Below are 25,400 nucleotides of genomic sequence, written 5' to 3' on the forward strand. Positions count from 1 at the left end.
AAGAGGCCCTCGCTCAGTCGACCGGGCACACCGCGCATTCGCACTGCCCGGCCCCGCGCTGAGGACCCTGCCGGTTTTCCTTTCCCGTTTCGTTATCCCCGCGCGGTGAAACAACTCGCCATTCTGTGGACAACTGTTTCGACGCACCGGCCCTGACCAGGCAAAACGAAACCGTTAAAGTTTATCGTTGAACATCGTCGAACGTTCAGCGAGCACGATTCCCAGACCGCCGCCGCGGCTAGCCTTGGTCGGCTGTTTCTTCTCCGCTTCAGTTTGGAGGAATCGTGCTCCCTCGTTCCCCGTGGGCGAGACCAGCCGCCGCGGCAGCTGGTCTCGTCCTCACCGCCGCCCTGGCGATACCGGGTTCGGCTGCCGCGCAGGAGTCGCGGACGCCCTTGGCGCCCACCGGCTCCGCCCCGGCCTCGGCGCCGCCGACACCGACCGGGAAATCCCGATCGCGCTGTCGCTGCGGCCGCATGACGAAGCCGGGCTCGACCAGTTCGTCGCCTCGGTCAGCGATCCGCGTTCTCCGGACTACCGGCACTTCCTGTCCAGCGCGGACTACACGGCCCGCTTCGCCCCACTTCAGTCCGATGTGGACACTGCGAAGGCGTATCTGGAGAAGCAGGGCCTGCGAGTCGCCGGCGTTTCGGCCAACCGGCAGGTGATCGACGCGGTCGGAACCGTCGGACAGGTCGAGGCGGCGTTCGGCACCCGGCTCGGCGACTACTCCGACTCGGCCGGAGCGCATTTCTACGCCAGGGAATCCGCGCCGAGCGTGCCGTCCTCGCTCGCCGGGATCGTGCGCACGGTGGCTGGTCTGACGAACCGGCCCGTCGCGCACCGGCTCCGGCCGGCCCCGGCGGCCCGGGCGGCGGTTACACCCCCGAGCAGTTCCGCACCGCCTACAGCATGAAGCAGCTTTCCGGTTCCTACGACGGTTCCGGGCAGACGGTCGGGCTGATCGAGTTCGACTCGTTCAAGCAGTCCGACATCGACGCCTGGACGAACTACTTCAAGCAGCCCGCGGTCAAACCGCGCGTGGTGCCGGTGGACGGCGGGGTTTCCCAGCCGGGCAGCGGGCAGCTCGAGGTGACGCTGGACATCCAGGCGGTCGCGGCCACCGCGCCGGGAGCCGCCCAGATCGTCTACGAGGCGCCCAACAACGACAAAGCCTGGGTCGACGAGATGGCCGAAATCGCGAGCGACAACGCGATCACCGTCCTGTCCGGTTCGTGGCTGCTCGGCGAGAAGTGCGAATCCGACCCGATCGCGGCGTCGCACGACTCCTACACCCAGATGGTCGCCCAAGGCATCACCCTGCTGTCGGCCTCCGGGGACTGGGGAGCCACCGGCTGCGGGTACAACGGCGACAACTCCACCGTGCAGGCCGACTATCCGGCCAGCGACCCGCTGTTCACCGGGGTCGGCGGCACGCAGCTGCGGACGAGCGACAGCGCGGGCAGCTACCAGTCGGAGTCGTGCTGGAACCAGGGCGGCACCGGCAACACGCGCTCCGGCGGCGGGTACTCGGCGGTCTACAGCAAGCCGGAATGGCAGCCGGGCAGCAGCAAGTACCGTTCGGTGCCCGACGTCGCGCTCGACGCCGACTACGGGGCCGGCGCGCTCTCGGTGTACATGAACGGCGGCTGGCAGGACGTCGGCGGAACCAGCCTCTCGTCCCCGCTGTGGGCGGGCTACTTGGCGATGGTCAATCAGAAGGCGAAAAGCTCGGGCAAGAGCAACCTCGGCGCCATCAACCCGACGGTGTACTCGATCGCGCAGTCCGCGCAGTACTCCTCGGCCTTCCACGACGTCGTCTCCGGCAACAACGGCACCTACGACGCGGGCACCGGCTACGACCTGTGCACCGGCTGGGGTTCCATGCAGGGCGACAACCTCGCCGACCCGCTGATCAACGGCACGACGCCGCCCGCGGACAACGACTTCTCCCTCGCCGCGGACCCGGCGTCGGTCAGCGTGGACCCGGGCAAGTCGGTGACCGCCAAGATCGCCACCAAGGTCGTCAAGGGCAGCGCGCAGAGCGTCGCGCTTTCGGCGAGCGGGCTTCCGTCCGGGGTCACCGCGACGTTCGACCCGTCGTCAGTGACCGCGGGCGGCACGTCCACTCTCACTCTGGCGGCGGCGTCCTCGGCCTCACCAGGACAGGCGACCGTGACGGTGACCGGAAAAACCTCGGACGCCACGCACACGACCCCGGTCACGCTGACCGTCAACGGCTCCGGCCAGGGCGATTTCTCCCTCAGCGTCAACCCGGCTTCGGCGACCGTCAACGCCGGGCAATCCGCCACCGCCACCGTCTCGACGGCCGCGGTGAACGGCACCGCGCCGTCGGCGGCCCCGAGCGTGATCAACGGGCAGCCGACCACTGTCGCCAAGTATCCGTTCATCATTTCCGAGCACCGCACCGGCGGCGTCCGTCCGCAGGAGCAGTCCTGCACCGGCAGCGTGGTCGCCAAACGGGCCGTGCTGATCGCGGCGCACTGCAAGTTCGCCGACGGCGACCCGAAGTACCTGATCTACGGCCGGGACGACCTGAACGACACCAGCAAGGGCACCCGCGTCGAGATCGCCGAATTCCGGATCCACCCGGACTACAGTCCGCAAAGCGACCAGGGCTGGCGCAACGGCAACGACGTGGCGATCATCTTCACCAAGACCGACATCCCGGTCCCGGCGGGCATGACTTACCCGAAGATCGCGTCGTCGGCCGACGATCTGCCGCTGGGCGCCCAGGGCACGGCGATCGGCTACGGCAAGACCGACGCCAACGACGCCGGCAAGAACACCCAGCTGCGCGAGGTCGTGCTGCCCACAGTGGACGGTTCGAAGTGCAGCAGCATCGATTCTTCGGCGTTCAAGCCGGAGTACATGTTCTGCGACGGCTACGGCGACGGCAGCAAGGGCCTGTGCCAAGGCGACTCGGGCGGCCCGTATTACTACCACGGCAAGATCTACGGCGTCTTCTCCTGGCTGCGCACCGACTGCGCGTCCTACAACGCGCACGGCAAGCTGTGGGGTTCGATGGGCGACTGGGCCAACCAGCAGATCGGCGGGGCGCCTCCGGGCGGGGACATCGCCTTGTCCGCGAGCGGATTGCCCGCCGGGGCGAGCGCGACCTTCGATCCGGCGTCGGTCAACGCGGGCGGTTCGGCGAAGCTGACCATCGCCACCAGCGCCTCGACCGCGCCGGGCACCTACCAGGTGACGATCACCGGCAAGAGCGCGACGGCGAGCCACGACACCACGTTCACGCTCACCGTCCAGGGCGGCTCGTCCGGTCCGGTCACCGTGACCGACCCGGGCTTCCAGTTCGTGCCGCACGGCACCCCGGTGCGCCTGGAGATGCACGCCTCCGGCGGCACCGGCAGCTACGCCTGGAGCGCCGACGGCCTGCCCGCCGGGCTGACCATCGACCGCGCCACCGGCGTGATCTCCGGAAACCCGCAGACCACCTCCGGACTGCGGAATTCGACGATCACCGCCACCGACACCGCCGGCACGACCGGCAAGGTGCAGGTCTCCTGGTTCGTCTACTGACCGGGTGAGGGAGGGCCGGCCGGCGGTTCCCGGGCGCGCGGGAACCGCCGGTCAAGCCCATTCCCAGGCCAGGCCCGCGATGCCCGGCCGGACGTCGGTCAGCACCAGGTGCGCGGTCCGGGAAGCGCCGATCCACAGCGGCGGACCGGGACGGCGCGGCGCCTGCAAGCTGTTCTGCCGGAACGGGACGCAGGTGGCCGGCGGGGCCCCGGCGAACTCCGCCTGCAGCAGGTACTGCCGCACCGGGCGGGTGAACCGGTGGTGGTAGAAGGTCAGCTCCGGTCCCGGCGGATAGACCGCGGTGTACTCGAGCACGCTGCGCTCGCCCGCCGCGAGCCGCTGGTCCAGCAGCAGCTCGCAGACCGTCGCCCCGGCTTCCGGATCGACCCGGACCCGGCCGGGACGGCAGTACCGCACCTCGGCGGGCAGCGCCGGAGCCGACTGCTCGGCCCACAGGAACACCACGCACCGGTCCACCCGGTCGGCGGTGGCCTCCACGACCAGCCGGGTGCGCACCTCGGTCAGCGTCCGGTGTTCGTCCACCCGCAGGTGCTCGTGCACGTCGAGGCGGCGCAGCAGGTTGTCCGGCGGCAGGTCGAGCTCCGCCAGCAGCGGACGATGCGCCGGCCACAGCCGCGTGCGGTCGATGGCCTCCGGTTCCGCCGCCGCTCCCCTGCCCCGCGGCCGGGGCGGGCCGAGCAGCGAAACCAGCGATTCCGGCGGCAGGCCGAGCACCGCTTCCAGGGCCCGGACCGCGCGCAGCGATTCGGCCCGTTCCGGACGGCTGCGGCCGTGGCGCCAGTAGCTCAGCGCCGCCCGGCTGACCCGCACCCCCTGTCCGGCGAGCCGCCGCCGGACCTGTTCGAGGCTCAGCCCCCGGGTGTTCAGCGCGTGGTCGAGCACCTGCGCGAACGTGCCGTGCCGCAGGAGGCTGCGCAACTGCCGGTCGGCCGGCAGCACCGGAGCGATCTCGGTCATCGCCGCTCCCTTCGGGCGATCTTCGCTCCACTATCTGCCGCGGCGCCGTCCCTGTCCACCGACCTCGGAAGGGTTTACGCGGACTCCGCCGACGGCTCCCGCCGGTCTTCCCCGGGACCGGCGGGGACCGGGCTCGTCGCGGCGGCGTGGCAGGCGCCGAAGCCCTCCGCGCGCAGCACGATCTGTCCATTGTGGACGCGGATCGCCGTCTCGGTCGCGTCGCTCACCGCGGAAACTCCCGCCGCGGCGGCCACCGCACCGGTCTCGTCCACGAGCACGCGGACGTCCGGCCACGCCGATTCCGGGCACGACCGGTTCAGCAGGCCGCGCAGGTCCGCCAGCACCAGATTCGTCAACGGCGCCAACTCGCCCGGCTGACCCGTCACCACGACCAGCGTGACGTCCTCGGCCGCCCGCAAGGCTTCCTCCACCGCGGACAGCCGGTGCAGGCCGAGCACCGCGACCACTCCGTCGCCGTCGATGCGCACCGGCCGCGCGCGCAGGGCGTCGAAAACTTCCGGCGGAGACCAGGGTTCCCCGGCCGCCCGCGCTTGCGGCACGATCGGCGGCTCCGGCCAGGTGTCGCTTAATCCTAGAGAGGGCAACGCTTCGCACGCGCGCACGACGTTGAACGGCTCCCCGAAACCGGGTGCCGCCGCGGCGAGCTGACTCGCGCCGTGCAGCATCGTCAACGCCCCCTCGGCCACCCGCACCAGCCGTCCAGACGATGGCGAAAGCCGTTCCAGCGCCAGGCCGAGCACGATCGCGTCGAACCGCAGCAGCTGCGCGTAGGGCCGGTGGGTGAGTTCGTCGGCGAGGATCTCCGGCAGCAGGTCGACGCCGAGCCGCGCGTCCGGGTCGGTGGCCAGCGGCAGCCGGGCGACCCAGGCGCGAGCGAACGCGCCCAGCGCTTCCGCGGACGTCAGGCCGGGATCCGGCTCGGGCGGCTGGGCGGCGAACCGCTCCGCTTCGGCGGCGAGGACGGCGAAGTAGAGCGCGCGTTTGCCGGGGAAGTTGGAGTAGACCGCGCCCCGGGTCAGCTCGGCGCGTTCGGCGATGACGTCGATCTTGGCGTCGCGGAACCCGCGCTCGGTGAACTCCTCGCGCGCGGCGGCGAGCACCTTCGCCCGGTTGCGCTCCTGCGTCTGCGCCCTGGTGAGCCGCGCCATCGTGAGTCCTCCCGGTCCGCCTTCCTTGCCAAGATATCCCCATCATTCATATGATGAGATCATCTGAAATGACCATCTGGAGGTCTTCCGTGTCCCCCGTCCCCGAACTCGACCTGACCGATCCGGCCGTCACGAGCGACCCGTTCGCCGCCTACGGAGCCGCCCGCGAGCAGGGCCCGCTGGCCCGGCTGACCGGCCCCGGCTTCCCGCCGATGTGGGTGCTGACGCGGCACGCCGAAGCCCGCGCGATGCTGACCGACCCGCGGTTCGCCTTGAGCGAGGCGAGTTACCAGCGGCCGGATGTCCCCGAGCACTGCCGGCCTTACCTGCGGACCATGCAGGAGATGGAAGGAGCCGAACACGCCCGGCTGCGCCGTCTCGCCACGCCGGCGTTCGCCGCCCGGCGCGCGCTGGACTTCCGTCCGGAGATCGAGAAAATCGTCGCCCGCTACCTCGACGCGCTGCCCGCGGAAGACCCGGTCGACCTGCTGGCCGAGTTCGCCCGGCCGCTGCCGATGGAGGTCATCTGCGCGCTCGTCGGCGTGCCGGAGGCCGAACGGCCGCGCTGGCACCAGTACGGCGCGGCGGTCGTCCAGGTGTCCGGCGACGAATTCGCCACCGCCGTGCCCGGAATCATCGACAGCTCGCGGTCGCTGGTCGCGCATCCGGACAGCGCGCTGCTGGCACATCTGACGAGTGCGGGCTTGTCCGAAACGGAAGCCGTCGCGCTCGTCTGGCAGCTCGTGCTGGCCGGGCAGACTCCGGCGAATTTCCTCGCCAATTCCGTGGAGACCCTGCTGTCGCACCCGGGTCAGCTCGAAGTGCTGCGCGCGGAACCGGAACTGTGGCCGGGCGCGGTCGAGGAATTGACGCGCTGCGGTTCGCAGCTGCTGACGATTCCCCGCCGGGCGACCGAAGACCTCGAGTTGCACGGCGTGCGGATCCGCGCGGGCGAGCCGGTGACCGCGTCGATCGCCGCGGCGAACCGGGACCCGCGCGTCTTCGCCGATCCGGACCGCTTCGACGTCCGCCGCTCGGCGGGCGCGCACCTCGGTTTCGCGCACGGGCCGCATTTCTGCCTCGGCGCGTCGTTCGCGAGGGTGCAGGCGGAGGTGGCGCTGACCGCGCTGCTGGAGAGGTTCCCCGGACTGCGGGTGCTCGAGGCGAAGCGGGTGCCCGATCCCGGGACGTGGCGGCTCGCCGGGCTGACGGTCGCGCGGTGAGGCCCTCGATCGGGTGAGGTCCCGGCGGCGCGGCCCGCGTCCGGCTACCGTTTCGCCAGGTCAGCACGACACCCCCGGGAGGCACCCGATGTCCACGCCCATTCCGCCCGTCCTCGGCTTCGCGGTCATCGACCCGCGGCGCGCGTGGCCGCTCGTGCTCACGCGCGGGATCCTGGGCGTCCTGTTCGGCGTGCTGGCGCTGGTGTGGCCGGGGATCACCGTGCTGGCGCTGGCTTTCCTGTTCGGGATCTACGTGCTGATCGACGCGGTCGGCGCGCTCCTGCAGGCGTTCCGGCCGGGCGACGGCGCGCACCGGATCGCGTACGCGCTGCTCGGCGTGCTGGGCCTGATCGCCGGGATCATGACGCTCGTGTGGCCCGGGGTGACCGTGCTGGTGCTGGCGACGCTGGTCGGGGCGTGGGCGGTGGTCACCGGGATCATGGAAATCGCCGCCGCGATCCGGCTGCGCAAGCAGATCACCGGCGAGGCGTTCCTGATCGTCGCCGGCGCGCTTTCGGTGGTCGCCGGGGTGCTGGTGCTGTTCCACCCGATCGCGGGCGCGTACGGCGTCGCGCTGCTGATCGGGATTTACGCGGTCGTTTACGGGGTAACCCTGGTGGTCCTGTCGTTCCGGCTGCGTTCGCTGGCGAAGTCCGCCGACCCAGCGGAGCAGCCCAACTAGCGGGACAATCGGCAGCGACCGGTTTCGCGACGGAAGGACCGCCCGATGGTGCAGCAGTACCCCGGCAATTACGGGGAGGACACCCGGCCAGGCATCGACGCCGCCAGGTTGTGGGCAGGCGGAGTGGCCACCGCGATCGTGGCGGCGCTCGTCGCGGTGGTGGGCCTGCTGATCGCGCGAGGCATCTTCGATGTGCCGGTACTCGCCCCGAAGGGCGACGGCCTGTGGGGCAAGGCGAGCACGCCGACGTACGCCGTCTCGGCCGCGGCAGTCGCGTTGCTGGCGACCGGGCTGATGCACCTGCTGAGCGTGGCGACCCCCGCGCCGGGGCAGTTCTTCGGCTGGATCATGGTGCTGGTGACGGCCATCGCCGTGGTCCTTCCGCTCACCCTGACGGTGGGGATGGAAGCGAAAATCGCGACGGCGGCGATCAACCTGGTGATCGGGTTGGTGATCGCTTCGCTGGTGAGCAGCATGGCGGCGAGCGCGCGGACGTTGCACCGGAGGAAGCGGAGCAGCCGGTCGGACCAGCAGCCGCCTCCGCCTACGCGGCAGTGGCCGGAGGGGCCGACTACTTATTACGACCGCTGAGTCGTTCCGGGATCTCGCGAACCATCCGGACGGCGGATCGGATTCCACCCCGATTGCCGCTTTCTTCCGCCGGCCGAAGGCCGATCATGGAGGAATGGCCGGCCCCGGCCCGAACGACCGGGACGATTCCCGCACAGAGGCGGCATGATCGGCAGCACAAGCCGTCGTCCTGAGCGCACGAAAAAGCGGCACCGCCGGATCGACGGTGCCGCTTCGAAAAGAACCCTCAGCCCTTCAGCAGCTGCCGAGCCATCACCAGCCGCTGGATCTGGTTCGTGCCTTCGTAGATCTGGGTGATCTTGGCATCGCGCATCATGCGCTCCAGCGGGAAGTCCCGTGTGTACCCGTAGCCGCCCAGCAGCTGAACGGCATCCGTGGTCACCCTCATCGCCACGTCCGAAGCATGGCACTTGGCCGCCGCGCCGAAGAACGACAGGTCGTCGTCGCCTCGTTCCGACTTGGCGGCGGCGGTGTACACCATCTGCCGCGCCGTTTCGACGGCCATCGCCATGTCCGCCAGCATGAACTGGATTCCCTGGAAATCCGCGATGTGCTTGCCGAACTGCTTGCGCTCCTTGACATACCCCAGCGCGTGGTCCAGCGCGCCCTGCGCGATGCCGACCGCCTGCGCGGCGATGGTCACGCGCGTGTGGTCGAGCGTCCGCAGGGCGATCTTCAAGCCCTGGCCCGGCTCGCCGACCATGCGGTCGCCGGGGATGCGGACCTGGTCGAACAGCAGTTCCCGCGTCGGCGAGCCCTTGACGCCCAGTTTCTTTTCCTTGGCTCCGAAGGAGAATCCCGGGTCGGACTTCTCGACCACGAAGGCGCTCACGTTGGCCCCGCGGCGGCCGTCCGGGTCGGTGACCGCCAGCACCGTGTAGTACTCGGAGAATCCGGCGTTGGTGATCCACGACTTCTGTCCATTCAGGATCCAGTCGTCGCCGGAAGGGGTGGCGCGGCACCGCATCGAGGCGGTGTCCGAGCCCGCGTCGCGTTCGGACAGTCCATACGAGAATCCGGCTTCGCCCGACGCCAGCGGGGGCAGGTATTTCGCCTTGACGTCCTCGTTCGCGGCCAGGATCAGCGGCAGGCTGCCGAGTTTGTTCACCGCGGGAATCAGCGAGGACGACGCGCACACGCGGGCCACTTCCTCGATCACGATGCAGGTGGCCAGCGCGTCGGCGCCGGCGCCGCCGTACTGCTCCGGCACGTGCGGGGCGTGGAAATCGGACGCGACCAGCGCGTCGTAGGACGCCTTGGGAAATTCTTCGCGCTCGTCGGCTTCCGCGGCGTGCGGGGCGATCTGCTCCTCGGCGACCGCGCGCACGGCCTCGCGGATCGCTTCGTGGTCTTCGTTGATCTTGAACAGGTCGAAGCTCATCGGGATCTCCTCGCGGAACTCAGTAGGTGTAGAAGCCGCGACCGGTCTTGCGGCCGAGCAGGCCGGCGTCGACCATGCGGGCCAGCAGCGGCGGCGGCGCGTACAGCGGCTCCTTGAACTCCTCGTACAGCGATTCCGCGACCGCCTTCGTGGTGTCCAAGCCGATCAGGTCGGCCAACGCGAGCGGACCCTGCGGGTGCGCGGCGCCGCGCACCAGGCCCTCGTCGATCGCTTCCTTCGTCGCGAAGCCGGACTCCAGCATGCGCACGGCGGCGAGGATGAACGGGATCAGCAGCGCGTTCACCACGAACCCGGCGCGGTCCTGGCAGAGGATCGCGTGCTTGCCCAGGGTCTCCTCGGCGAACTTCCGCGCGCGGCCGGTGGTCTCGTCGCCGGTGAGCAGGCTCGGCACCAGTTCGACCAGCGGCAGCACCGGGACCGGGTTGAAGAAGTGGATGCCGAGCACCTGCGCCGGCCGCTCGGTCGCGGTGCCCAGCTTCATGATCGGGATCGACGACGTGTTGGAGGCCAGCACCGCGTCCGGCGCGGCGACGATCTTGTCCAGTTTCCCGAACAGCTCCGCCTTGACCGCCTCGTTCTCCACGATCGCTTCGACGACGAGCGTGCGGTCGGCCAGGTCGTCGAGGTTCTCGGTGATCCGGATCCGCTCCAGCACGTCGGCCGCGGACGCGATCTTCCCCTTGCGCTCGGCCCGGCCCAGCGACGCCTCCAGCCGCGCCCGGCCCGCGTCGGCGGCCGCCCGGCTCGATTCGACCGCCACGACGTCCAGCCCGGCCCGGGCGCACACCTCGGCGATCCCCGCCCCCATCTGGCCGCAGCCGACCACGCCGACGAGCTCCACGTGCCTCACCCATCCCTCCGGTACTTGGTTTCATCATCACGGTACTCAGTACCGGCCAGTAGGCGAGAGCCGGGTGGCCCACGTCACCCTGCTCGCCGCCGGCCGGGCACGATTAGGCTGGCCGGAGCGTGCGTGCGAAAGGTGGCCCGATGCCCGAGAAACCGGCCAAGCAACGGCTGACCGAGGCCGCGTTCGCGCTGTTCGAAGAGCGCGGCTACGACCAGACGACGGTCGACGACATCACCGACCGCGCCGGGGTCGGGCGCAGCACGTTCTTCCGCGCGTTCCGGTCCAAAGAGGACGTGATCTTCCCGGACCACGAGGTGCTGCTGAGCGCGATCGAGGCGCGGCTGTCCGGCTCCGACCCGCGCACGGCGATCGTCGCGGTCACCGAAGCCGCGCGGCTGGTGCTGCGGCATTACGTCGCGGAGGGCGACCTGGCACTGGCGCGGTACCGGCTCACCCGCAGTGTTCCGGCCTTGCGAGCGCGGGAAATCGCGGGCACGCGGCAGTATCAACGGCTGTTCCAGGAATTCGTCCACCGCTGGATGGGCGGCGGCGAAGAAACCGCCCTGCGCGCCGAACTGATGGCGGCGGCCGTGGTGACCGCGCACAACCACGTGCTTCGCCGATGGCTGCGCGGACAGACGACAGATCCGGAAGCCGCCTTCGACGCCGCGATGGCGGACACGGTGGCGCTGTTCGGCAACACCGGCGAGACGGAGACGACGGTCGTCGCTTTCCGTACTGGCAAAGACCTTTCCGCGGTCCTGCCTGGGCTGCGCAAATTGCTCGGCGACGAGGGCACGCTCAGCTGAACGGCTGCCACGCCTCGTCGAACCGCACCCCGGCCCCGTGCCAGCCCTCGTCGCTCATCGGGCGTTCCGGGGTCCGACTCATCGGGCACCGGGAAGGTTCACGACATTAACGCAAGGGCAGTCACAGCGCGGCCGGCGCTCAGTCCGAAGTGGACCCGACGGCGCTCCCGCGACGGCCGGCCCGGCGCGGGAACCACGGCACGATCGGCGAAACGCGCCGCTGGTAGTCCGCGTACTCCGGGTAGCGGCCGAGGGTGATGCTCTCGGTGAAGACCGTCGAGCCGACGAACAGCGCCGTCAGCAGGACCGCCCCGGCGATCGTCCAGCTGACCGCGCCCGCCGCCGAGACGCCGAACAGGAACACCAGCCACCACTGCGCTTGTTCGAAGAAGAAGTTGGGGTGGCGGGAAAACCGGAAGAGCCCGGTCTGCGCGAACCGCGGGTCGGGAGTGCGCCCGGCGGCCGTCTCGCGCTTCTTCCACTGGTGGAAGTTCCATTGCTGCTGGTCCGCAATCGTTTCGCCGGCCAGGCAGGCCAGGAACGCGACGGCCAGCACGACGTCGGCGCCGCCCAGCGGTGCCGGATGGTCCAGCGCGGTCCACGCGGGAAGCGTGATCAGCAGCAGGAGCGCGTTCTGATAGAGCGTGATGAAGAACAGGCTGAACAGCTGGAACTGCCATGGGGCCATCCGGCCGCGCAGCACCGCCCAGCGGTAGTCTTCGCCGCCCGGCGCGTAACCGCCCTTGCGGCCGTAGTTGAACGTCAGCCGCGCGCCCCACAGGAAGACCAGCGCGAACAGCAGGTCCAGCCGCGCGTCCGCGAACCCCGCGTGCCCGGCGAAGATCCCGGTGTAGACCACCGGGACGACCGACCAGATCCGGTCCACCCAGGAGTACTCCCTGGTGAGCACCGACAGCAGCCAGCAGCCGGCGCAGACGCCCGCGAACACCCAGAGACACACCTGGAACGCGTTCATGCCCGCGACTGTACTGCGGAAATCGCCGGGGCGACGCCCTACAATCCGCCGATGGGCACCACGACGGCGAACCTGCCGCTGCGCGAGCGCAAGATCGACGTCTTCTTCGCGGCGATCTTCTCCGTCTTCGCCGTGACGTCGCTGATCAGCGACCTGCTGCCGACGATCGGCGTCGACTTCTCGCGGCCGACCGGCAACTTCTTCGTCGACTCCAACTACTGGTACGCCCACGACGCCGACCCGCTGTTCATGCACCCGCCGGACTGGATGCGCATCGTCACCGGGCTCTCCGCGTTCGGCTACCTCCCGTTCTACGTCGTGCTCGTGTGGTGCCTCCTCCGCGGCCGCAACGGGATCCAGCTGTTCGCGGTGATCTACGCGACGATGATCGCCACCCTCACCGGGATCGTCGTGTTCGGCGTCGAGTTCTTCGGCGACCCGGCCACCCGCACCGGCAACCCGGGCAAATTCCTCGCGTTCAACCTCCCCTACGTGCTGATTCCGTTGCTGCTCCTGGTGCGGATGCGCCGGCCGCTGCCGTTCGCCCGGCGCTTCTGACCACTGTGGACGTTCCGGGCTCAGCTCTCCTGGACGACGGAAAGAATGTTGCCGGCCGGATCGCGGAACCACGCGATCAGCGGGCCGCCGAGCCGGAAGACGCCCTTTTCGTCGACGCCGTCGAACGGTTCGAAGGAAACCCCGGCCGCGCCGAGATCCGCGACGGCCTGGTCGATGTCGTCCACGGGGAAGTTGAGGACGGTGTACTCGGCCGGGACGTGCTTGTCCCCCTTCGGATAGACGAGCACTTCGCGTCCTTCGGTGAGCCGCAGGCGCAGCATCCCCCAGTTTTCGGTGACCTCGATGCCGAGCGTCTCGGCGTAGAACTGCCGCGCGGCCGGGATGTCGTCCACGGAGAAACCGCTGAATGCCTTGCTGGTATCGAACATTTCTGCCTCCTGAAGACGCTGGAAAACGGTCAGGGCTGCTTCGGGCGGTACGGCACCGAGCTTCCGCACGGCTATGCTCCTTCTTCAGCTGACCTGTGCACGGGGGACGTCGGAGCCGGAGTCCGCGAGGCGACACCGGCGGCGAAAAATTTCGAAGGGGGCCGTCGTGCGGTACCTGATCATGATCCACAGCAACCCGCGGTTCCGGGCGCTCTGGGAGGAGCTGCCGGACGAGAAAAAGGCCGAGTTCGGCCGGAGCCACCTCGCGCTCGACCGGGCGCTGCGGGAGTCCGGCGAACTGGTGCACAGCGACGGGCTGGCCGATCCCGCCGAGGCCAAGTGCGTCACCGTGCGGGGCGGGAAACCGCTGGCCAGCGACGGACCGTTCGCCGAGGTCAAGGAGCATCTGGTCGGCTTCTACCTGGTCGACTGCGAGAGCATGGAACGGGCGCTGGACATCGCCGCCCGGGTGCCGGACGCGGCCTACGGCAAGGTCGAGGTGCGGCCGGTCCGCAACGTGAAGGAGCTGGATCTCTGACTTCCCCGCCCGGCTTCGAACAGCTCCTGCGCGACCTCGCGCCGCAGGTGCTGACCGCCGTCTGCCGCCGGTTCGGGGACTTCACGCTCTGCGAGGACGCGGTGCAGGAAGCACTGCTGTCCGCCGCGCTGAAATGGCCCGAGCAGGGTCTGCCGGACAACCCGAAGAGCTGGCTGGTCACCGCGGCCGCGCGTCGGCGCATTGACATCGAGCGCAGCGAATCCGCCCGTCGGCAGCGGGAGAACACGGCGGCCGCGCTGGCGGTGCCGCAGCCCGAACTGGTGCCGGCCGACGACGACACGCTGACTCTGCTGATGCTGTGCTGTCACCCCGAACTCAGCGAGGCGTCGCAGATCGCGCTGACGCTGCGCGCGGTCGGCGGCCTCACCACGGCGGAGATCGGCCGGGCGCTGCTGGTTCCGGAGAAAACCGTGAGCCAGCGGATCAACCGGGCGAAGAAACGGCTTGCCGGGGCCCGGTTCCGGATGCCGCCGCCGGACGAACGGGCCGAGCGGATGGCTGCGGTGCGCCAGGTCCTGTACCTCGTCTTCACCGAGGGGCACACCGCCAGTTCCGGAACCGCCGTCAACCGGGTCGAGCTGACCGCCGAAGCCATCCGGCTGACCCGGCAGCTGCACGCGCGGGTCCCCGGCGACGGCGAGGTCGCCGGGCTGCTGGCGCTCATGCTGCTCACCGACGCCCGGCGGCCCGCGCGGACCCGGCCGGACGGCACCGCCGTGCCGCTCGCCGAGCAGGATCGCACCCGCTGGGACGGCGCGGCGATCGCCGAGGGGCTCGACCTGCTCGGGAAAACGCTGGTCAGCGCCCCGCTCGGGCCGTATCAGCTCGAGGCCGCCATCGCCGCGGTGCACGACGGGGCAGCCCGCGCCGAGGACACCGACTGGCCGCAGCTGCTGGCCCTCTACGACCTGCTGCTCGCCATCGCGCCGAGTCCGGTCGCCGCGCTGAACCGGATCGTGCCGGTCGCCATGGTCCGCGGGGCCCGCGAAGGTTTGCGGCAGCTGGACGAGATCGCCGGGCTGAACGAGCACCATCGCGTCGACGTCGTCCGCGCGCATCTGCTCGATCTGGCGGGCGAACCCGAGCAAGCCCGGGTCTATTACCGTTCCGCGGCACGGAAAACGCTCAGCGTCCCAGAGCGAAAGTACCTGGAATCCCGTGCCGCGCAGAGAAATTCGCCTTAGCCGGCGGCTCGCGCGAGCGCGACCGGCCGCAGTGCGTCGGGGTTCGGCAACCGCATCGGCACGGTGTCCGCGTGGTACTCGAAGTGCCACCATTCGTTGTCGTAGCGGCGATACAGCCGGTACGCCCGCCCGTGGCGTTCCAGCCACGCCGCGCCCTCGACCGGCCGCACGTCCAGCGCGGTGCCCCGGACGTGCGCCGATTCGTGCGGCGGCAGCACTCGCCGCCGAGCCGCGGCGACGGAGCCGGTCCGGCGCACTTCTTCGGCGAACAACCGGTGCTGGCGGGCGGCGTCGCGATGGCCGGAGGTGAGTCCGATGAGCTGGCGGTCCCGCCAGAACGCCTCGGTGCGGGCCGCGGTGAAGGCCGCGCGGGCCGGTTCGCTGAGGCCGGTGAGGTCCTCGGCCGGGTATCGCATCGCGAGCGCCCACTGGCAGGCCAGGTACCGGCCGCGGCCGGGCAAACGCAGGGAGGCTGCCGGGAGCAACGCCACCGCGAGAAGGCGGGTGACGGCCGCGAAGACCCGGGACCGGCGAAGCGACTCGATCATGGGCTCCACTTTCGGGCCCCAGTGTGCGCGCACTGCGCACGGAGTTTGACAGCTCTGTAACAGTTCCCCACGGCAGCGCTGTTACCGAACGATGACACGGCACGCACCGCGCGGGGATCCCGGCCAGGCAGGCTGGAGCGCGGTTGTCCGCTGTGGACTGTCCGGGCGGCCGGGCGGGCGGACTGCGATAGTGGGAGACATGCCGAGGGTGCTGCTGATCGAAGACGACCAGGCCGTGCGCGATGGCCTGCGGCTGGCCCTGACGTATCAGGGCCACACGGTCGACGCGGTGGAGACCGGCGAGGAGGGCCTCGCCCGGCTCGCCGGGGACGCGGCCGACGTCGTGGTCCTCGACCTGATGCTGCCCGGGATGGACGGCTTCGAGGTGTGCCGCCGCATCCGGGCGGCCGGCGACCTGCCGATCATCATGCTCACCGCGCGCAACGACGACATCGACGTGGTGGCCGGGCTCGAAGCCGGAGCCGACGACTACGTGGTGAAACCCGCGCAGGCCCGGGTGCTGGAGGCGCGCATCCGCGCGGTGCTGCGCCGCACCGGCGGCGAGCCGCGCAATCCGAACGCGAAACCGGGTCCGGAGCGGCACGGCGGCCTGACGATCGACCGCGAGGGTCTCGTGGTCAGCAAGCACGGCACGGTGATCGGGCTCGCGCCGACCGAACTGCGGCTGCTGCTGGAGCTGTCCTCGTCGCCCGGCCGCGTGCTCAGCCGCCAGCAGCTGCTCGAATCCGTGTGGGACCAGGGTTATCTCGGCGATTCGCGGCTCGTCGACGCGTGCGTGCAGCGGCTGCGCGCGAAAATCGAGGACGACCCCGCGAAACCGGTGTACGTCCAGACGCTGCGCGGGTTCGGCTATCGCTTCGGGCCGCTGTGACCGGCTGGCGGCTGCGCGGGCTGCGCACCCGGCTGCTCGTGGCGTTCGCGCTGCTGAGCGTGTTCACCGCGCTGGCCGTCGCCGGGATCGGCTACGTGCAGGCCCGGAACGGGATCCTGCAGCGCACCCAGGACAACGCCGCCGTCGAGATGACCACCCAGCTCAAGCAGCTGTACCCGCTCCCCCGGCGACCGGTGGACCCGCACACGTTGCAGGCGGCCGCCGACCGGCTGAACGACCGGAAGACCTCCGCGCTGGTGACCAGCGGCGGCCACAGCGCGGGCGACCTGCCCGCCTCGGTGATCACGCCGGAGCTGCGGGAGGTGGTGCGCTCCGGCCGGGTCGCGTGGCAGCGGGTCGACGTCGGCGGCGTGACCCAGCTCCTGCTGGGCGCGCCGTTGCTGGTCTCGACCGGCGACCGGCGGAATCCGACGGTCCCGTCCGGCATCGAGGTCTACGAGCTGCGCAATCTCGACGCGGAAATCGACGCGGTGAACCGGCTGGCCAGGGACGCGTGGCTTGCCGGCGGCGCCGCGCTGGTGGTGGCGTTGATCCTCGCCGTGCTGGCCGCCGGCAGCGTGCTGCGGCCGGTCGGCGAGCTGCAGCGGGCCGCTCGCCGCCTCGGCGCGGGCGACCTCGACGCCCGGATCGCCGTCCGCGGCAGCGACGAACTGGCCAGCGTCGCCGAGACGTTCAACTCGACCGCCGAGTCGCTGCAACGCCACGTCGGCGAACTGCGCCGGATGGAAGCCGACGCACGACGATTCGTCGCCGACGTGTCGCACGAACTGCGCACGCCGCTGGCCGCGATGACCGCGGTGACCGACATGCTCGACGCCGAAGCGAAGCGGCTGCCGGACGCGGCGGGCGAGGCGGTGCGGCTGGTCAGCCAGGAAACGCACAACCTGGCGCGGCTGGTGAACGACCTGATCGAGGTCACCCGGTTCGATTCCGGCACCGCGTCGCTCGAAGCGGACGACGTCGACGTGGCCGAGGCGGTCCGGGCGACGCTGCGGGCGCGGGGCTTCGCGGTGGAAACCGATCTGCCGGACGGGATCCGGGCGCGGGTCGATCCGCGCCGGCTGGACGTGATCGTGGCCAATCTGGTGGGGAACGCGCTGCGGCACGGCGCGGAACCGGTGACGGTGCGGCTGCGGGGCGACCGGGCGGGGATCGCCCTCGCCGTCGAGGACTCCGGCCCGGGCCTGGACGAGGAGGTGCTTCCGCACGTGTTTTCCCGGTTCTACAAGGCGGATACCGCGCGCAGCCGGTCCGAAGGAAGCGGGCTCGGTCTCGCGATCGCCTGGGAAAACGCTCGGTTGCACCGCGGGGAACTGACCGCGGGGAACCGGCCCGAAGGCGGTGCGGTGTTCACGTTGTGGCTGCCCCGGGAGGTGCGACGGTGAAACGGTTGCTGGCGCTGCTCGCGGTGCTGGTGCTGGCGAGCGGCTGCGGGGTGCGGCCCAGCGGCGTGATCGTCGGGGAGAACGCGCCCAGCGGTCCGGCGAACGGGAACGTCGAGAACGCGGCGACGGTGTATTTCGTGCTGAACGGCAAGATCGAGCCGGTGGTGCGCACTGGCGTCGGCGACGGGGCGGCGGACCAGGTCCGCGCGCTGGAGCAAGGCCCGGACGAGGACGAACGCGCCAGCGGGTACACGACGGAGCTTCCGCCGTCGTTCGAGCCGATCGCCGTCGGGACGGGCGAGGCGGCCATCGGCGTCAACGTCCGGGAACTGTCGCCGAACGCGATCGCGCAGCTCGTCTGCACGGTGGTCGCGGCGGGCGGCGGGGCGTCCGGAACGGTCACGCTGTCCGGCGGAGGCCAGAAGCTGCCGCCGCGAGCCTGCGGCGGCTGACTCACCCGCGCGGTTTCATCGCGGACGCGAACGCCACCGCCACCACGCACAACGCGAGCGGCAGCAGGAACGCGACGTTCAACGGCACCCAGTGCGCCAGCCCGCCGATGATCGCCGGACCGGCGAGCAGCCCGACGTATCCGAGGCCGACCACCCGCGCCATCAGCGCCCCCGACGCCCGCTTGTCGAGGTTGCCCGCCGCGGTGAACAGCTGCGGGACGCCCCCGGAAAGCCCGAGCCCGAACAGCGCCCAGCCGCACAGCGACAACGGCACCCACGGCGCGAGCGACGCGATCGCCAGCCCCAGCGCGGCCAACCCGCTCCCGTACCGGACCACGGCGACCGGACCGGCCAGCGCGGCGACCCGGTCGGTCGCGAACCGGCCGACTGTCATGGCCACCGCGAACGAACCGTAGGCCAGGGCGGCGGTGCTTTCCGACGTGCCCAGCCCGTCCCGGAGGTAGAGCGCGGCCCAGTCGTTCGCGACGCCCTCGGACAGCATCAGCGCGAAGGCCAGCAGCCCCAGCAGCCACACGACGCGCCGCGGGGTGCGGACCGGTTTGGCTTCCTCGGCGGTTTCTTCGGCGGTCTCCTCCGACGAGTCCAGCAGATACCGGCGGACCACCAGCGAAACCACGATGCAGAGGACACCGGTGCCGCTGAGCGAGACGAGCGTCGGCACGCCCGCGCCCAGCACCGCCGCGCCGACGACCGCCGCGATCGCCCCGCCGATCGACCACATCGCGTGGAAGGCCGCCATGATCGGCCGCGGATAGGCGCGCTCGACGACCACCGCGTGCGCGTTCATCGCGACGTCGAGGGAGCCGTTGAAGAACCCGAACGCGGCGAGCGCGAGCCCGAGCGTCCACCAGTTCGCGGCGACCCCCGGCAGCACCACCGCGACCCCGACGAGCACTCCCGCGACGGACACGACGCGCGGATGCCCGAACCGGTCCGCGAGCGGCCCGGTGACCTGCATCCCGATCAACGCCGATCCGCCGAAGACGAGCAGCAGCGCCCCGAGCGCGGTGTGCGAGACGCCGGTCGCGCGCTCGATCACCGGGATGTGCACCACCCACATGCCGACCGCGAACCCGCACAGGGCGAACACGGTCCAGGTGGCGACGCGGGCCGCGCGGGGCAGCACCGGGGGCGGGGAAAGCTCGGTCATCGGGCTCGGCTCCTCTTCGGGGGTCGGGTCCAGGCGGGAACACGGACGCGGGCGGGGCTGGGGCATGATGGGCGCGTGGATGCCGACCCGATCGCCGCCCCGTGAGCGAGGGCTATCTGAAGGGCAGAATCCGCCGGGACGACATCGTTTCGGCGGCCGCCGCGGTGTACGGCGAGGCGGGCTACCACGCGTCGTCGCTGCGGGAAATAGCCAAACGAGCGGGCATCACCCACGCCGGCTTGCTGTACCACTTCCCGACGAAGGAAGCCCTGCTCGCCGCGGTCCTGGAACGCCGCGACGCCGAGGACGCCGTCCGCGAACGACTGACCGCCCCGCCCGGGTTGGAAGTCCTGCGCCGCTTCATCGCGCTGGCCGAGTACAACACCCGCCACCGGGGCATCGTCGACCTGTACTCGCGCCTCGCCGCCGAAGCGGTCTCGCCGGACCACCCCGCGCACGCCTACTTCGCCCGCCACTACCGCGAGGCCCGCGACAGCATCGCCCAGTCGTTCCACGCGCTCGCCGAAACCGGCGAACTCCGCCCCGGCATAGACCCGGACTTGGCGGCGCTCACCTTCATCGCACTGATGGACGGCCTCCAGGTCCAGTGGCTCACCACCCCCACGCAAGTAGATGTAGTCGGCTCCCTCCGCCTCTCTGTGCAAACTCTCCTGACCGTCCCCCTGTTCCCGGAATAGGCGAAATCCGAAGATCTAACCCAATCGGCCGCCACACCCTCGAACCGCAGCCGCCGCACTCAACGATCCAGGCACCCAGCCCTGGCCCTGCACCCCGATACGAAGCCTCCCTGCGGTCTTGGGGTGCTTGTCAAGGCACGCTTTCCCGCCTTGACAAGCACCCCAAGACCGTCAGCACACTCGGGCTTCGGGGTGCGCCACGCCACTCACCACAGCAATGTCGCCCGCCAGGGCGACGAGCCGCCCCTCACAACGTCCGCGAAAACGGATCCCACCCCACCGGCAACAACTCCCCCGCCTCCACCCGGCTGTCCACCTCAACCCCGGCCCCGCGCTCCATCGACTCCTCAACCGCCACCATCACGTCCACCACGTGAAAGGCCAACTCCCCCGAAGCCCTCTCCGGCACCCCGCCCCGAACCGCGCGAGCCAACTCGAGAACCCCAGTCCCGCGTGAAGCCCCATGCCCCACCGCAGCCACTTCCTCCTCCCCCGCACCCCCGGCCAAATGCAACACAGTAGATCCGTCAAACCGATTGGGATCCGGCAAAACCGCGGTCCCCAACCCCCCGGAAACCTCCACAAACCCGGTACGCCGCACCGCAGAATCGAACGAAAACAACACCTGCGCACTCCCGCCGCGCGCAAACTCCACCAACGCCCCGACCGTAGTAGGCACGGTAACCGGAAACTCCGTCCCCGCCCGAGGCCCGGACCCGATGACCCGAGTCGCCCGCCCCCGCCCGCCGGCCCCGGTCACCTTCCGCACCGGCCCGAACACCCGCACCAACTGCGTCAGGTAATACGGCCCGATGTCCAGCAACGGCCCGCCGCCCGCCTGGAACAAAAACTCCGGCGCGGGATGCCACCCCTCCGGCCCGGGCGTCTGAAACAACGCCAACGCCGTGACCGGCTCCCCGATCCGCCCGGCCTCGAGCGCGCGAAACGCCGTCTGGTGCCCGGCGCCGAGAAGGGTGTCCGGCGCCCCGGCCACCCGCACCCCCTTCTCCCGCGCCCGGTCGAGAAGCTTCCGCACAGTCTGCCGATCCAGCCCGATCGGCTTCTCCGTCCAAACGTGCTTCCCCGCCTCCACCGCCGCGAGACTGATCTCGACGTGCACCGCGGGCACCGTCAGATTCACGACGATCTCGACGTCCGGCAATGCCAGCAAATCCGCGACCGAACCGCTCCGGGGAACGCCGTACTTCGCCGCCTGCGCCCGGGCCCGCTCGACGTCGAGATCGGCGACCGCCTCGACCCGAAGATCCGGAAACGCGGTCAAATTCTCCAAATACGCATCGCTGATGAACCCGGCCCCGACGACCCCGACACCGACGGTCACGCGCCCACCCCGGCGAGATAAGCGAAACTCTCCGCGATCCCGCCGAAAACGTCCTCGTGCTGATCGAATTCCACGACCCGCAACGCCCCCGGCACCGCCGCGAGCACGTCCCCCATCGGCACCCGCCCTTGCCCGGCAGGCACCTGCCCGGTGGCGTCCACCGCAAGCGATCCGTCTTTCACGTGAATCGCGCACACCCGCTCACCCAGCCGGCGCAGCAACGCGGGCGCGTCCTCGCCGCCCGCAGTCGCCCAGTAAGCGTCAACCTCCAGCACAATCGCCGGAGAGAGCCGCTCCGCGAAAGCCTCCAGCGCGCTGCGCCCGGAAATCCGCGATTCCAGCTCCCACCAATGATTGTGGTACCCGACCCGGATCCCGTACCCGGCAGCCACCTCCGCCGCGGCATTGAGCGCCGACGCGGTATCGGCGACATCCGCCAAGCTTCCCCATCGCGCCGCCGGAACCAGCGGCTCGATCACCACCCCGATCCCCAGCTCCCGGGCCGCGGCGAACACCGCCTCCTGGTCCTTGCCGACCAGCGCGGCATGCGCGGTGGGCGCGCTCAACCCGTGTGCCGCCAGCCCGGCACGAAGCGCCTCGGCATTCTCCACGACGCCGTACGGCTCCACCTGGCGGAACCCGATCGCGGCCAGCCGCCGCAAGGTCTCGTCCGGATCGGCCGCGAACGCGTCGCGCACCGAGTACAGCTGCACCGAAGGTCCACCCATGCCAGCTCCCAGCGGTAGAGGGCTTTGGCCAATTTCTACCACCTGGTCAGAATTGACACCAGGACAGAACCGGACGGAAAACCCGCCGGAAGGATCAGCCGAGATCCTTGTGCCAGATCAGAAAATCGCACGGGGTGGCCAGCAGCGGAGCCAGCTCCGGATGCGGCCCGTCGATGGTCGAGGTCTCCACCACCCGGTACCCGAGCCGGGTGTACCACTGCGCGAGGAACTCCTTCGCCGGATGCGTCCACTCGCGCGGGACCAGCAGTTCGAGCTGCATCCGCGTACAGTCCTGGGCCCGGCAGTGCTCCTCCGCGAACCGGACCAGCTCCCGCCCGATCCCCGCGCCGCGCACCTCCGGCGCGGCGGCGAGCAAACCGAACTCCCCGAGATCCTCGGCCAGCCGCTGGATCCGGACCGAACCCGCCACCGCACCGTCGAGCCGGGCGACCGCGATCTCGCCCGAACGGACCAGTCCGGCCATTTCCCCCGCATTGGTCCGATCGGCCGAACCGGCCCACAATCCCGCCTCGGCCTTCGCGTAGACGGTGTTCACCAGATCGGTCAGCGCGGCCACCAACGCGGTGTCTTCAGCGGCGGACGGCGGCAGGAAAGCGATCTCCGGGGTCACCTGTCCAGACTAACCACGGTCAGCTGGCGGCCGAACCGGAAACCGCGGGCCGCGCCTCGCCGAAACCGCCGTAGCGGCCCGCTTTCGCGCGCTTGCGCACCTCGTCGAAGTGCCGGTGCACCGCGTGCGCGGCCGCTTCCGCGTCGCCGCTGACGAGCGCGTCCACGATCGCTTGGTGCCGTTTCGCGGTGGCCGTGCCCGACGACACCGGCCCGCCCATTTCGGCCTCCGCGGCCCGGTAGACGTCCCAGAACAAGCCGGTCAGCTCGCGCGCCAGGTCGAAGCCCGCCTCGGCGCAGATGAGGTCGTGGAATTCGCGGTCGGCTGCCGCCGCGTCCGGCCCCTTGCGGCGCATCCGCGCCACGCACGCCTGCAGCTGACCGATCAGCTCCGGCCGGTGGTCGCGGGCGACCCGGCTGGTCAGCTCCGTTTCGATCATCTCGCGGACCTCGAGCAGGTCGCGCAACCGCCCGGCGTCGGAGCTGCCGCGGCTGCGCGTGCGGAAGAGCAGCCAGGTCTGCAGCGCCTCGGAACCCGCCGAGCCGACGAACGTGCCGTAGCCGTGCCGGACCTCGACGATGCCGAGCGCCTGCAGCGCCTTGACCGCCTCCCGGACCGAATTCCGGCTGACCCCGAGATCCTCGGCGAGGCTCAGCTCGGTCGGCATCGGCGCGCCGCTCGGCAGCTGCCGGTCGACGATCAGGTCGATGATCTGCTTGGTGATCTCTTCACTGCGTTGCGGGCGCGCCACTCGTGTCTCCCGGATGTCTTTCTTGCACTGGCACGTCGCCATCGGAGGACATCCTACGTCATGACCGGCTCGCGCCGCCGCACCGCGCGGGCCGGAACGCGCCCCTTGACCGGGCGCGGAACGGGACTTAGGGTTCCGGCCAAGTCATAGGACGTCCCACGTCCTACTTCTCGATGCTTTCTGGGTGGAACACCGCATCAAGTCAGGAGACGCCATGTCCCGAACCGCCATGGGGACTTCGTTCAACCGGCGCGCACTGCTGCGCTACGCCGGGCTCGCCGGGGCCGCGGCCGCGGTTTCGTCGACGCTCGCCGCGTGCGGCGGTCCCGCGTCGACCAACAAGACCGGCGCTTCGTCCGGCTCCGTCACCGCGGTGATCGGGTACGGCAACAACCAGACCTGGGACCCGCTGCAAACCGCGTCGGCGTTCGCGATGGCGGCCATCCTGCACAGCTACGAATCGCTCGTCGAGGGCGACCCGATCACCCGGGAGCCGTTCCCCGGCCTGGCCAAGGCGCTGCCGGCCGATCTCAAGAGCACCACCATGCGCTTCGAACTGCGCGACGGCGCGAAGTGGCACGACGGACAGCCGGTGACCGCGGACGACGTCGTGTTCACCTACGCCCGCGTGCTCGATCCGAAAGAGAACGTGCTCATCCACAGCTTCTTCTCGCAGTGGCTGGAGTCGGTCACCAAGGTCGACGCGAAGACCGTGGAGTTCAAGCTGAAGTTCGCGTTCCCGTACGCGCTGCAGCGGATCCAGATCTGCAAGATCGTGCCCAAGCACGTGTTCGAGAACAACTGGAAGGCCGCGGCGGCGGGCAAGGTCGTCGGCTCCGGGCCGTACAAGATCACCGAACAGGCCCCGCTGTCGCACACCTCGTTCGAGAAGTTCGCCGACTACAACGGCCCGCGCCCGGCCGCGTACGACAAGATGCTGTGGAAGTCCATTGTGGATTCCGCACCGCGAGTGGCGGCGATCTCCGGGGCCAAGCCGGACGCGCAGATCGCGGAGAACATCCCGCCCGCCAACGCCGAGCAGCTGCGCAAAGCCGGCCGCACGGTCGAATTCGCCGACGGCGGCAACAACCTGTTCCTGCTCTTCAACACCAAGCACCCGCCGTTCGCCGACAAGCGCGTCCGGCAGGCCCTGCATTACGCGATCGACAAGAAGAAGATGATCGAGATCGGCCTGCGCGGCACCGGTACCGCGGGCACGTCGTTCATCAACCCGAAGCTGCCCGGCTCGCAGCCCGCGGCGCAGAGTTTCGAGTACAACCCGGAAAAGGCGAAGCAGCTGCTTTCCGAAGCCGGCGTCAGCGGCCTGAAGATCTCGCTGTCCACCACGAACACTTCGCTCGTGCTCGACTGCGTCAAGGTGATCAAAGAGGGCTGGGACGCGATCGGCGTGCAGACCACTTTGGACTCCCAGGACACCAAGGCGCTGTTCTCCAAACTGGACAACGGCGACGACTTCCAGGCCGTGGCCACCACGAACAACCCGCTGCAGTTCGGCAACGACCCGGACCTGCTGGTCCGCTATTACTACGACGCGCAATCGGTGCTCATGACGAGGTACGCGCGCTGGAGCGGCCCGGACACCGACGCGTTGCTGGCACTCCAGGACAAGGCCGCCGCGGAAACCGACGAGGCCAAGCGCAGCGGCTTGTACCAACAGCTGCTCGACCAGATCTCCGAGCAGGCGGTGATCTACCCGATCGTCTTCACGCAGATGGGCACCGCCTGGGACCCGAAGGCGATCAGCGGCGTGCGTGCCCAGGGCTACCCGGGCATCTACCTCAACCAGGCCAAACCGGTCTGACAGCTCGTGAGTAGCAATGCCGGTTCTA

The 25,400-nt window shown here is 70.2% G+C and carries 26 protein-coding genes; 14 read left to right on the forward strand and 12 right to left on the reverse strand.

All coding sequences use genetic code 11. From position 1 onward, the window contains the following. The first annotated feature begins 301 nt into the window (after positions 1 to 301). Together L942_RS41950 and L942_RS41955 are read left to right on the forward strand one after the other, a co-directional pair. Entirely contained in the window at positions 302 to 916 is a 615-nt protein-coding gene (locus L942_RS41950; protein ID WP_051165845.1) for a protease pro-enzyme activation domain-containing protein, read from the forward strand. Beyond that, a complete protein-coding gene (locus tag L942_RS41955; protein ID WP_051165846.1) occupies positions 913 to 3,561 on the forward strand; it encodes a trypsin-like serine protease in 2,649 nt (882 codons plus the stop codon). The genes L942_RS41950 and L942_RS41955 overlap by 4 nt, the downstream gene beginning before the upstream one ends. A 51-nt stretch (positions 3,562 to 3,612) precedes the next feature. On the opposite strand, the gene L942_RS09800 is transcribed toward L942_RS41955, so the two are convergent. Next, positions 3,613 to 4,539 (reverse strand): transcriptional regulator, encoded by a 927-nt coding sequence (locus L942_RS09800; protein ID WP_037357810.1) that lies wholly within the window; start codon positions 4,537 to 4,539, stop codon positions 3,613 to 3,615. Between the two features lie 74 nt (positions 4,540 to 4,613). Further along, positions 4,614 to 5,708 (reverse strand): TetR/AcrR family transcriptional regulator, encoded by a 1,095-nt coding sequence (locus L942_RS09805; RefSeq protein ID WP_037357812.1) that lies wholly within the window; start codon positions 5,706 to 5,708, stop codon positions 4,614 to 4,616. 89 nt (positions 5,709 to 5,797) lie between these two features. Between L942_RS09805 and L942_RS09810 the strand changes: the two genes are divergently transcribed. The 3 genes from L942_RS09810 to L942_RS09820 all read left to right on the forward strand — a co-directional run bounded on the left by L942_RS09810 (position 5,798) and on the right by L942_RS09820 (position 8,204). Then, entirely contained in the window at positions 5,798 to 6,931 is a 1,134-nt protein-coding gene (locus L942_RS09810; RefSeq protein WP_037357814.1) for a cytochrome P450, read from the forward strand. An 88-nt stretch (positions 6,932 to 7,019) separates the two neighbouring features. Further along, the gene (locus L942_RS09815) at positions 7,020 to 7,613 is read left to right on the forward strand and encodes an HdeD family acid-resistance protein (protein WP_037357815.1); all 594 of its coding nucleotides are present in this window, start codon (positions 7,020 to 7,022) and stop codon (positions 7,611 to 7,613) included. A 45-nt stretch (positions 7,614 to 7,658) separates the two neighbouring features. Then, positions 7,659 to 8,204, forward strand: coding sequence for a DUF6069 family protein (locus tag L942_RS09820; RefSeq protein ID WP_037357817.1), 546 nt, complete (start codon positions 7,659 to 7,661; stop codon positions 8,202 to 8,204). A gap of 226 nt (positions 8,205 to 8,430) precedes the next feature. Here the strand turns inward: L942_RS09820 and L942_RS09825 are convergent, their stop codons facing one another. Continuing rightward, a complete protein-coding gene (locus L942_RS09825) occupies positions 8,431 to 9,585 on the reverse strand; it encodes an acyl-CoA dehydrogenase family protein (RefSeq protein WP_037357819.1) in 1,155 nt (384 codons plus the stop codon). Positions 9,586 to 9,604: 19 nt separating this feature from the next. Beyond that, positions 9,605 to 10,456 carry a 3-hydroxybutyryl-CoA dehydrogenase gene (locus L942_RS09830; RefSeq protein ID WP_081655013.1) on the reverse strand — a complete coding sequence of 284 codons (852 nt, stop codon included), beginning with the start codon at positions 10,454 to 10,456 and terminating at the stop codon, positions 9,605 to 9,607. A 140-nt stretch (positions 10,457 to 10,596) separates the two neighbouring features. On the opposite strand from L942_RS09830, the gene L942_RS09835 reads away from it, so the two are divergent. Then, complete coding sequence (locus L942_RS09835; RefSeq protein ID WP_037357823.1) at positions 10,597 to 11,265, forward strand: TetR/AcrR family transcriptional regulator; 669 nt, start codon at positions 10,597 to 10,599, stop codon at positions 11,263 to 11,265. A gap of 139 nt (positions 11,266 to 11,404) precedes the next feature. On the opposite strand, the gene L942_RS09840 is transcribed toward L942_RS09835, so the two are convergent. Further along, positions 11,405 to 12,241, reverse strand: a complete 837-nt coding sequence (locus L942_RS09840; RefSeq protein ID WP_037357826.1) for a DUF1295 domain-containing protein — start codon at positions 12,239 to 12,241, stop codon at positions 11,405 to 11,407. Positions 12,242 to 12,292: 51 nt separating this feature from the next. On the opposite strand from L942_RS09840, the gene L942_RS09845 reads away from it, so the two are divergent. Next, positions 12,293 to 12,799 (forward strand): EXPERA domain-containing protein, encoded by a 507-nt coding sequence (locus L942_RS09845; protein ID WP_037357829.1) that lies wholly within the window; start codon positions 12,293 to 12,295, stop codon positions 12,797 to 12,799. A 20-nt stretch (positions 12,800 to 12,819) separates the two neighbouring features. On the opposite strand, the gene L942_RS09850 is transcribed toward L942_RS09845, so the two are convergent. Continuing rightward, positions 12,820 to 13,188, reverse strand: coding sequence for a VOC family protein (locus L942_RS09850; protein WP_037357832.1), 369 nt, complete (start codon positions 13,186 to 13,188; stop codon positions 12,820 to 12,822). 166 nt (positions 13,189 to 13,354) lie between these two features. Between L942_RS09850 and L942_RS09855 the strand changes: the two genes are divergently transcribed. Both L942_RS09855 and L942_RS09860 read left to right on the forward strand, forming a co-directional pair. Beyond that, the gene (locus L942_RS09855) at positions 13,355 to 13,726 is read left to right on the forward strand and encodes a YciI family protein (protein WP_037357834.1); all 372 of its coding nucleotides are present in this window, start codon (positions 13,355 to 13,357) and stop codon (positions 13,724 to 13,726) included. Beyond that, positions 13,723 to 14,931 carry an RNA polymerase sigma factor gene (locus L942_RS09860; protein WP_037357972.1) on the forward strand — a complete coding sequence of 403 codons (1,209 nt, stop codon included), beginning with the start codon at positions 13,723 to 13,725 and terminating at the stop codon, positions 14,929 to 14,931. Before L942_RS09855 ends, L942_RS09860 begins: the two co-directional genes overlap by 4 nt. Here L942_RS09860 and L942_RS09865 read toward each other — a convergent pair. After that, positions 14,928 to 15,479, reverse strand: coding sequence for a D-alanyl-D-alanine carboxypeptidase family protein (locus L942_RS09865; protein ID WP_037357837.1), 552 nt, complete (start codon positions 15,477 to 15,479; stop codon positions 14,928 to 14,930). The two genes, L942_RS09860 and L942_RS09865, sit on opposite strands and share 4 nt — an antisense overlap. Positions 15,480 to 15,678: 199 nt before the next feature. On the opposite strand from L942_RS09865, the gene L942_RS09870 reads away from it, so the two are divergent. Genes L942_RS09870 through L942_RS09880 form a run of 3 tightly spaced genes read left to right on the forward strand, consistent with a single transcriptional unit; the run spans position 15,679 to position 18,229 of the window. Continuing rightward, the gene (locus tag L942_RS09870) at positions 15,679 to 16,371 is read left to right on the forward strand and encodes a response regulator transcription factor (RefSeq protein ID WP_051165847.1); all 693 of its coding nucleotides are present in this window, start codon (positions 15,679 to 15,681) and stop codon (positions 16,369 to 16,371) included. Then, positions 16,368 to 17,777, forward strand: coding sequence for a sensor histidine kinase (locus L942_RS09875; protein WP_037357840.1), 1,410 nt, complete (start codon positions 16,368 to 16,370; stop codon positions 17,775 to 17,777). The genes L942_RS09870 and L942_RS09875 overlap by 4 nt, the downstream gene beginning before the upstream one ends. Next, a complete protein-coding gene (locus L942_RS09880; protein ID WP_037357843.1) occupies positions 17,774 to 18,229 on the forward strand; it encodes a hypothetical protein in 456 nt (151 codons plus the stop codon). Before L942_RS09875 ends, L942_RS09880 begins: the two co-directional genes overlap by 4 nt. 1 nt (position 18,230) lies before the next feature. On the opposite strand, the gene L942_RS09885 is transcribed toward L942_RS09880, so the two are convergent. After that, a complete protein-coding gene (locus L942_RS09885; RefSeq protein ID WP_037357846.1) occupies positions 18,231 to 19,400 on the reverse strand; it encodes an MFS transporter in 1,170 nt (389 codons plus the stop codon). 101 nt (positions 19,401 to 19,501) lie between these two features. Between L942_RS09885 and L942_RS09890 the strand changes: the two genes are divergently transcribed. Next, positions 19,502 to 20,098 carry a TetR/AcrR family transcriptional regulator gene (locus tag L942_RS09890; protein WP_037357849.1) on the forward strand — a complete coding sequence of 199 codons (597 nt, stop codon included), beginning with the start codon at positions 19,502 to 19,504 and terminating at the stop codon, positions 20,096 to 20,098. Between the two features lie 247 nt (positions 20,099 to 20,345). Here L942_RS09890 and L942_RS09895 read toward each other — a convergent pair whose 3' ends face one another. From L942_RS09895 to L942_RS09910, 4 genes are all read right to left on the reverse strand, one after another. Further along, positions 20,346 to 21,440, reverse strand: coding sequence for a Gfo/Idh/MocA family protein (locus tag L942_RS09895; protein ID WP_037357852.1), 1,095 nt, complete (start codon positions 21,438 to 21,440; stop codon positions 20,346 to 20,348). Continuing rightward, positions 21,437 to 22,168, reverse strand: a complete 732-nt coding sequence (locus L942_RS09900; RefSeq protein WP_037357856.1) for a sugar phosphate isomerase/epimerase family protein — start codon at positions 22,166 to 22,168, stop codon at positions 21,437 to 21,439. Before L942_RS09900 ends, L942_RS09895 begins: the two co-directional genes overlap by 4 nt. A gap of 94 nt (positions 22,169 to 22,262) precedes the next feature. Then, positions 22,263 to 22,799, reverse strand: coding sequence for a GNAT family N-acetyltransferase (locus L942_RS09905; protein WP_051165849.1), 537 nt, complete (start codon positions 22,797 to 22,799; stop codon positions 22,263 to 22,265). 19 nt (positions 22,800 to 22,818) lie between these two features. Continuing rightward, a complete protein-coding gene (locus L942_RS09910) occupies positions 22,819 to 23,550 on the reverse strand; it encodes a FadR/GntR family transcriptional regulator (RefSeq protein WP_037357859.1) in 732 nt (243 codons plus the stop codon). Between the two features lie 214 nt (positions 23,551 to 23,764). Between L942_RS09910 and L942_RS09915 the strand changes: the two genes are divergently transcribed. Next, positions 23,765 to 25,372 carry an ABC transporter substrate-binding protein gene (locus L942_RS09915; RefSeq protein WP_037357861.1) on the forward strand — a complete coding sequence of 536 codons (1,608 nt, stop codon included), beginning with the start codon at positions 23,765 to 23,767 and terminating at the stop codon, positions 25,370 to 25,372. Positions 25,373 to 25,400: the final 28 nt, after the last annotated feature.

The sequence above is a fragment of the Amycolatopsis orientalis DSM 43388 genome, assembly GCF_000411975.1.
GTDB lineage: Bacteria > Actinomycetota > Actinomycetes > Mycobacteriales > Pseudonocardiaceae > Amycolatopsis > Amycolatopsis orientalis_D.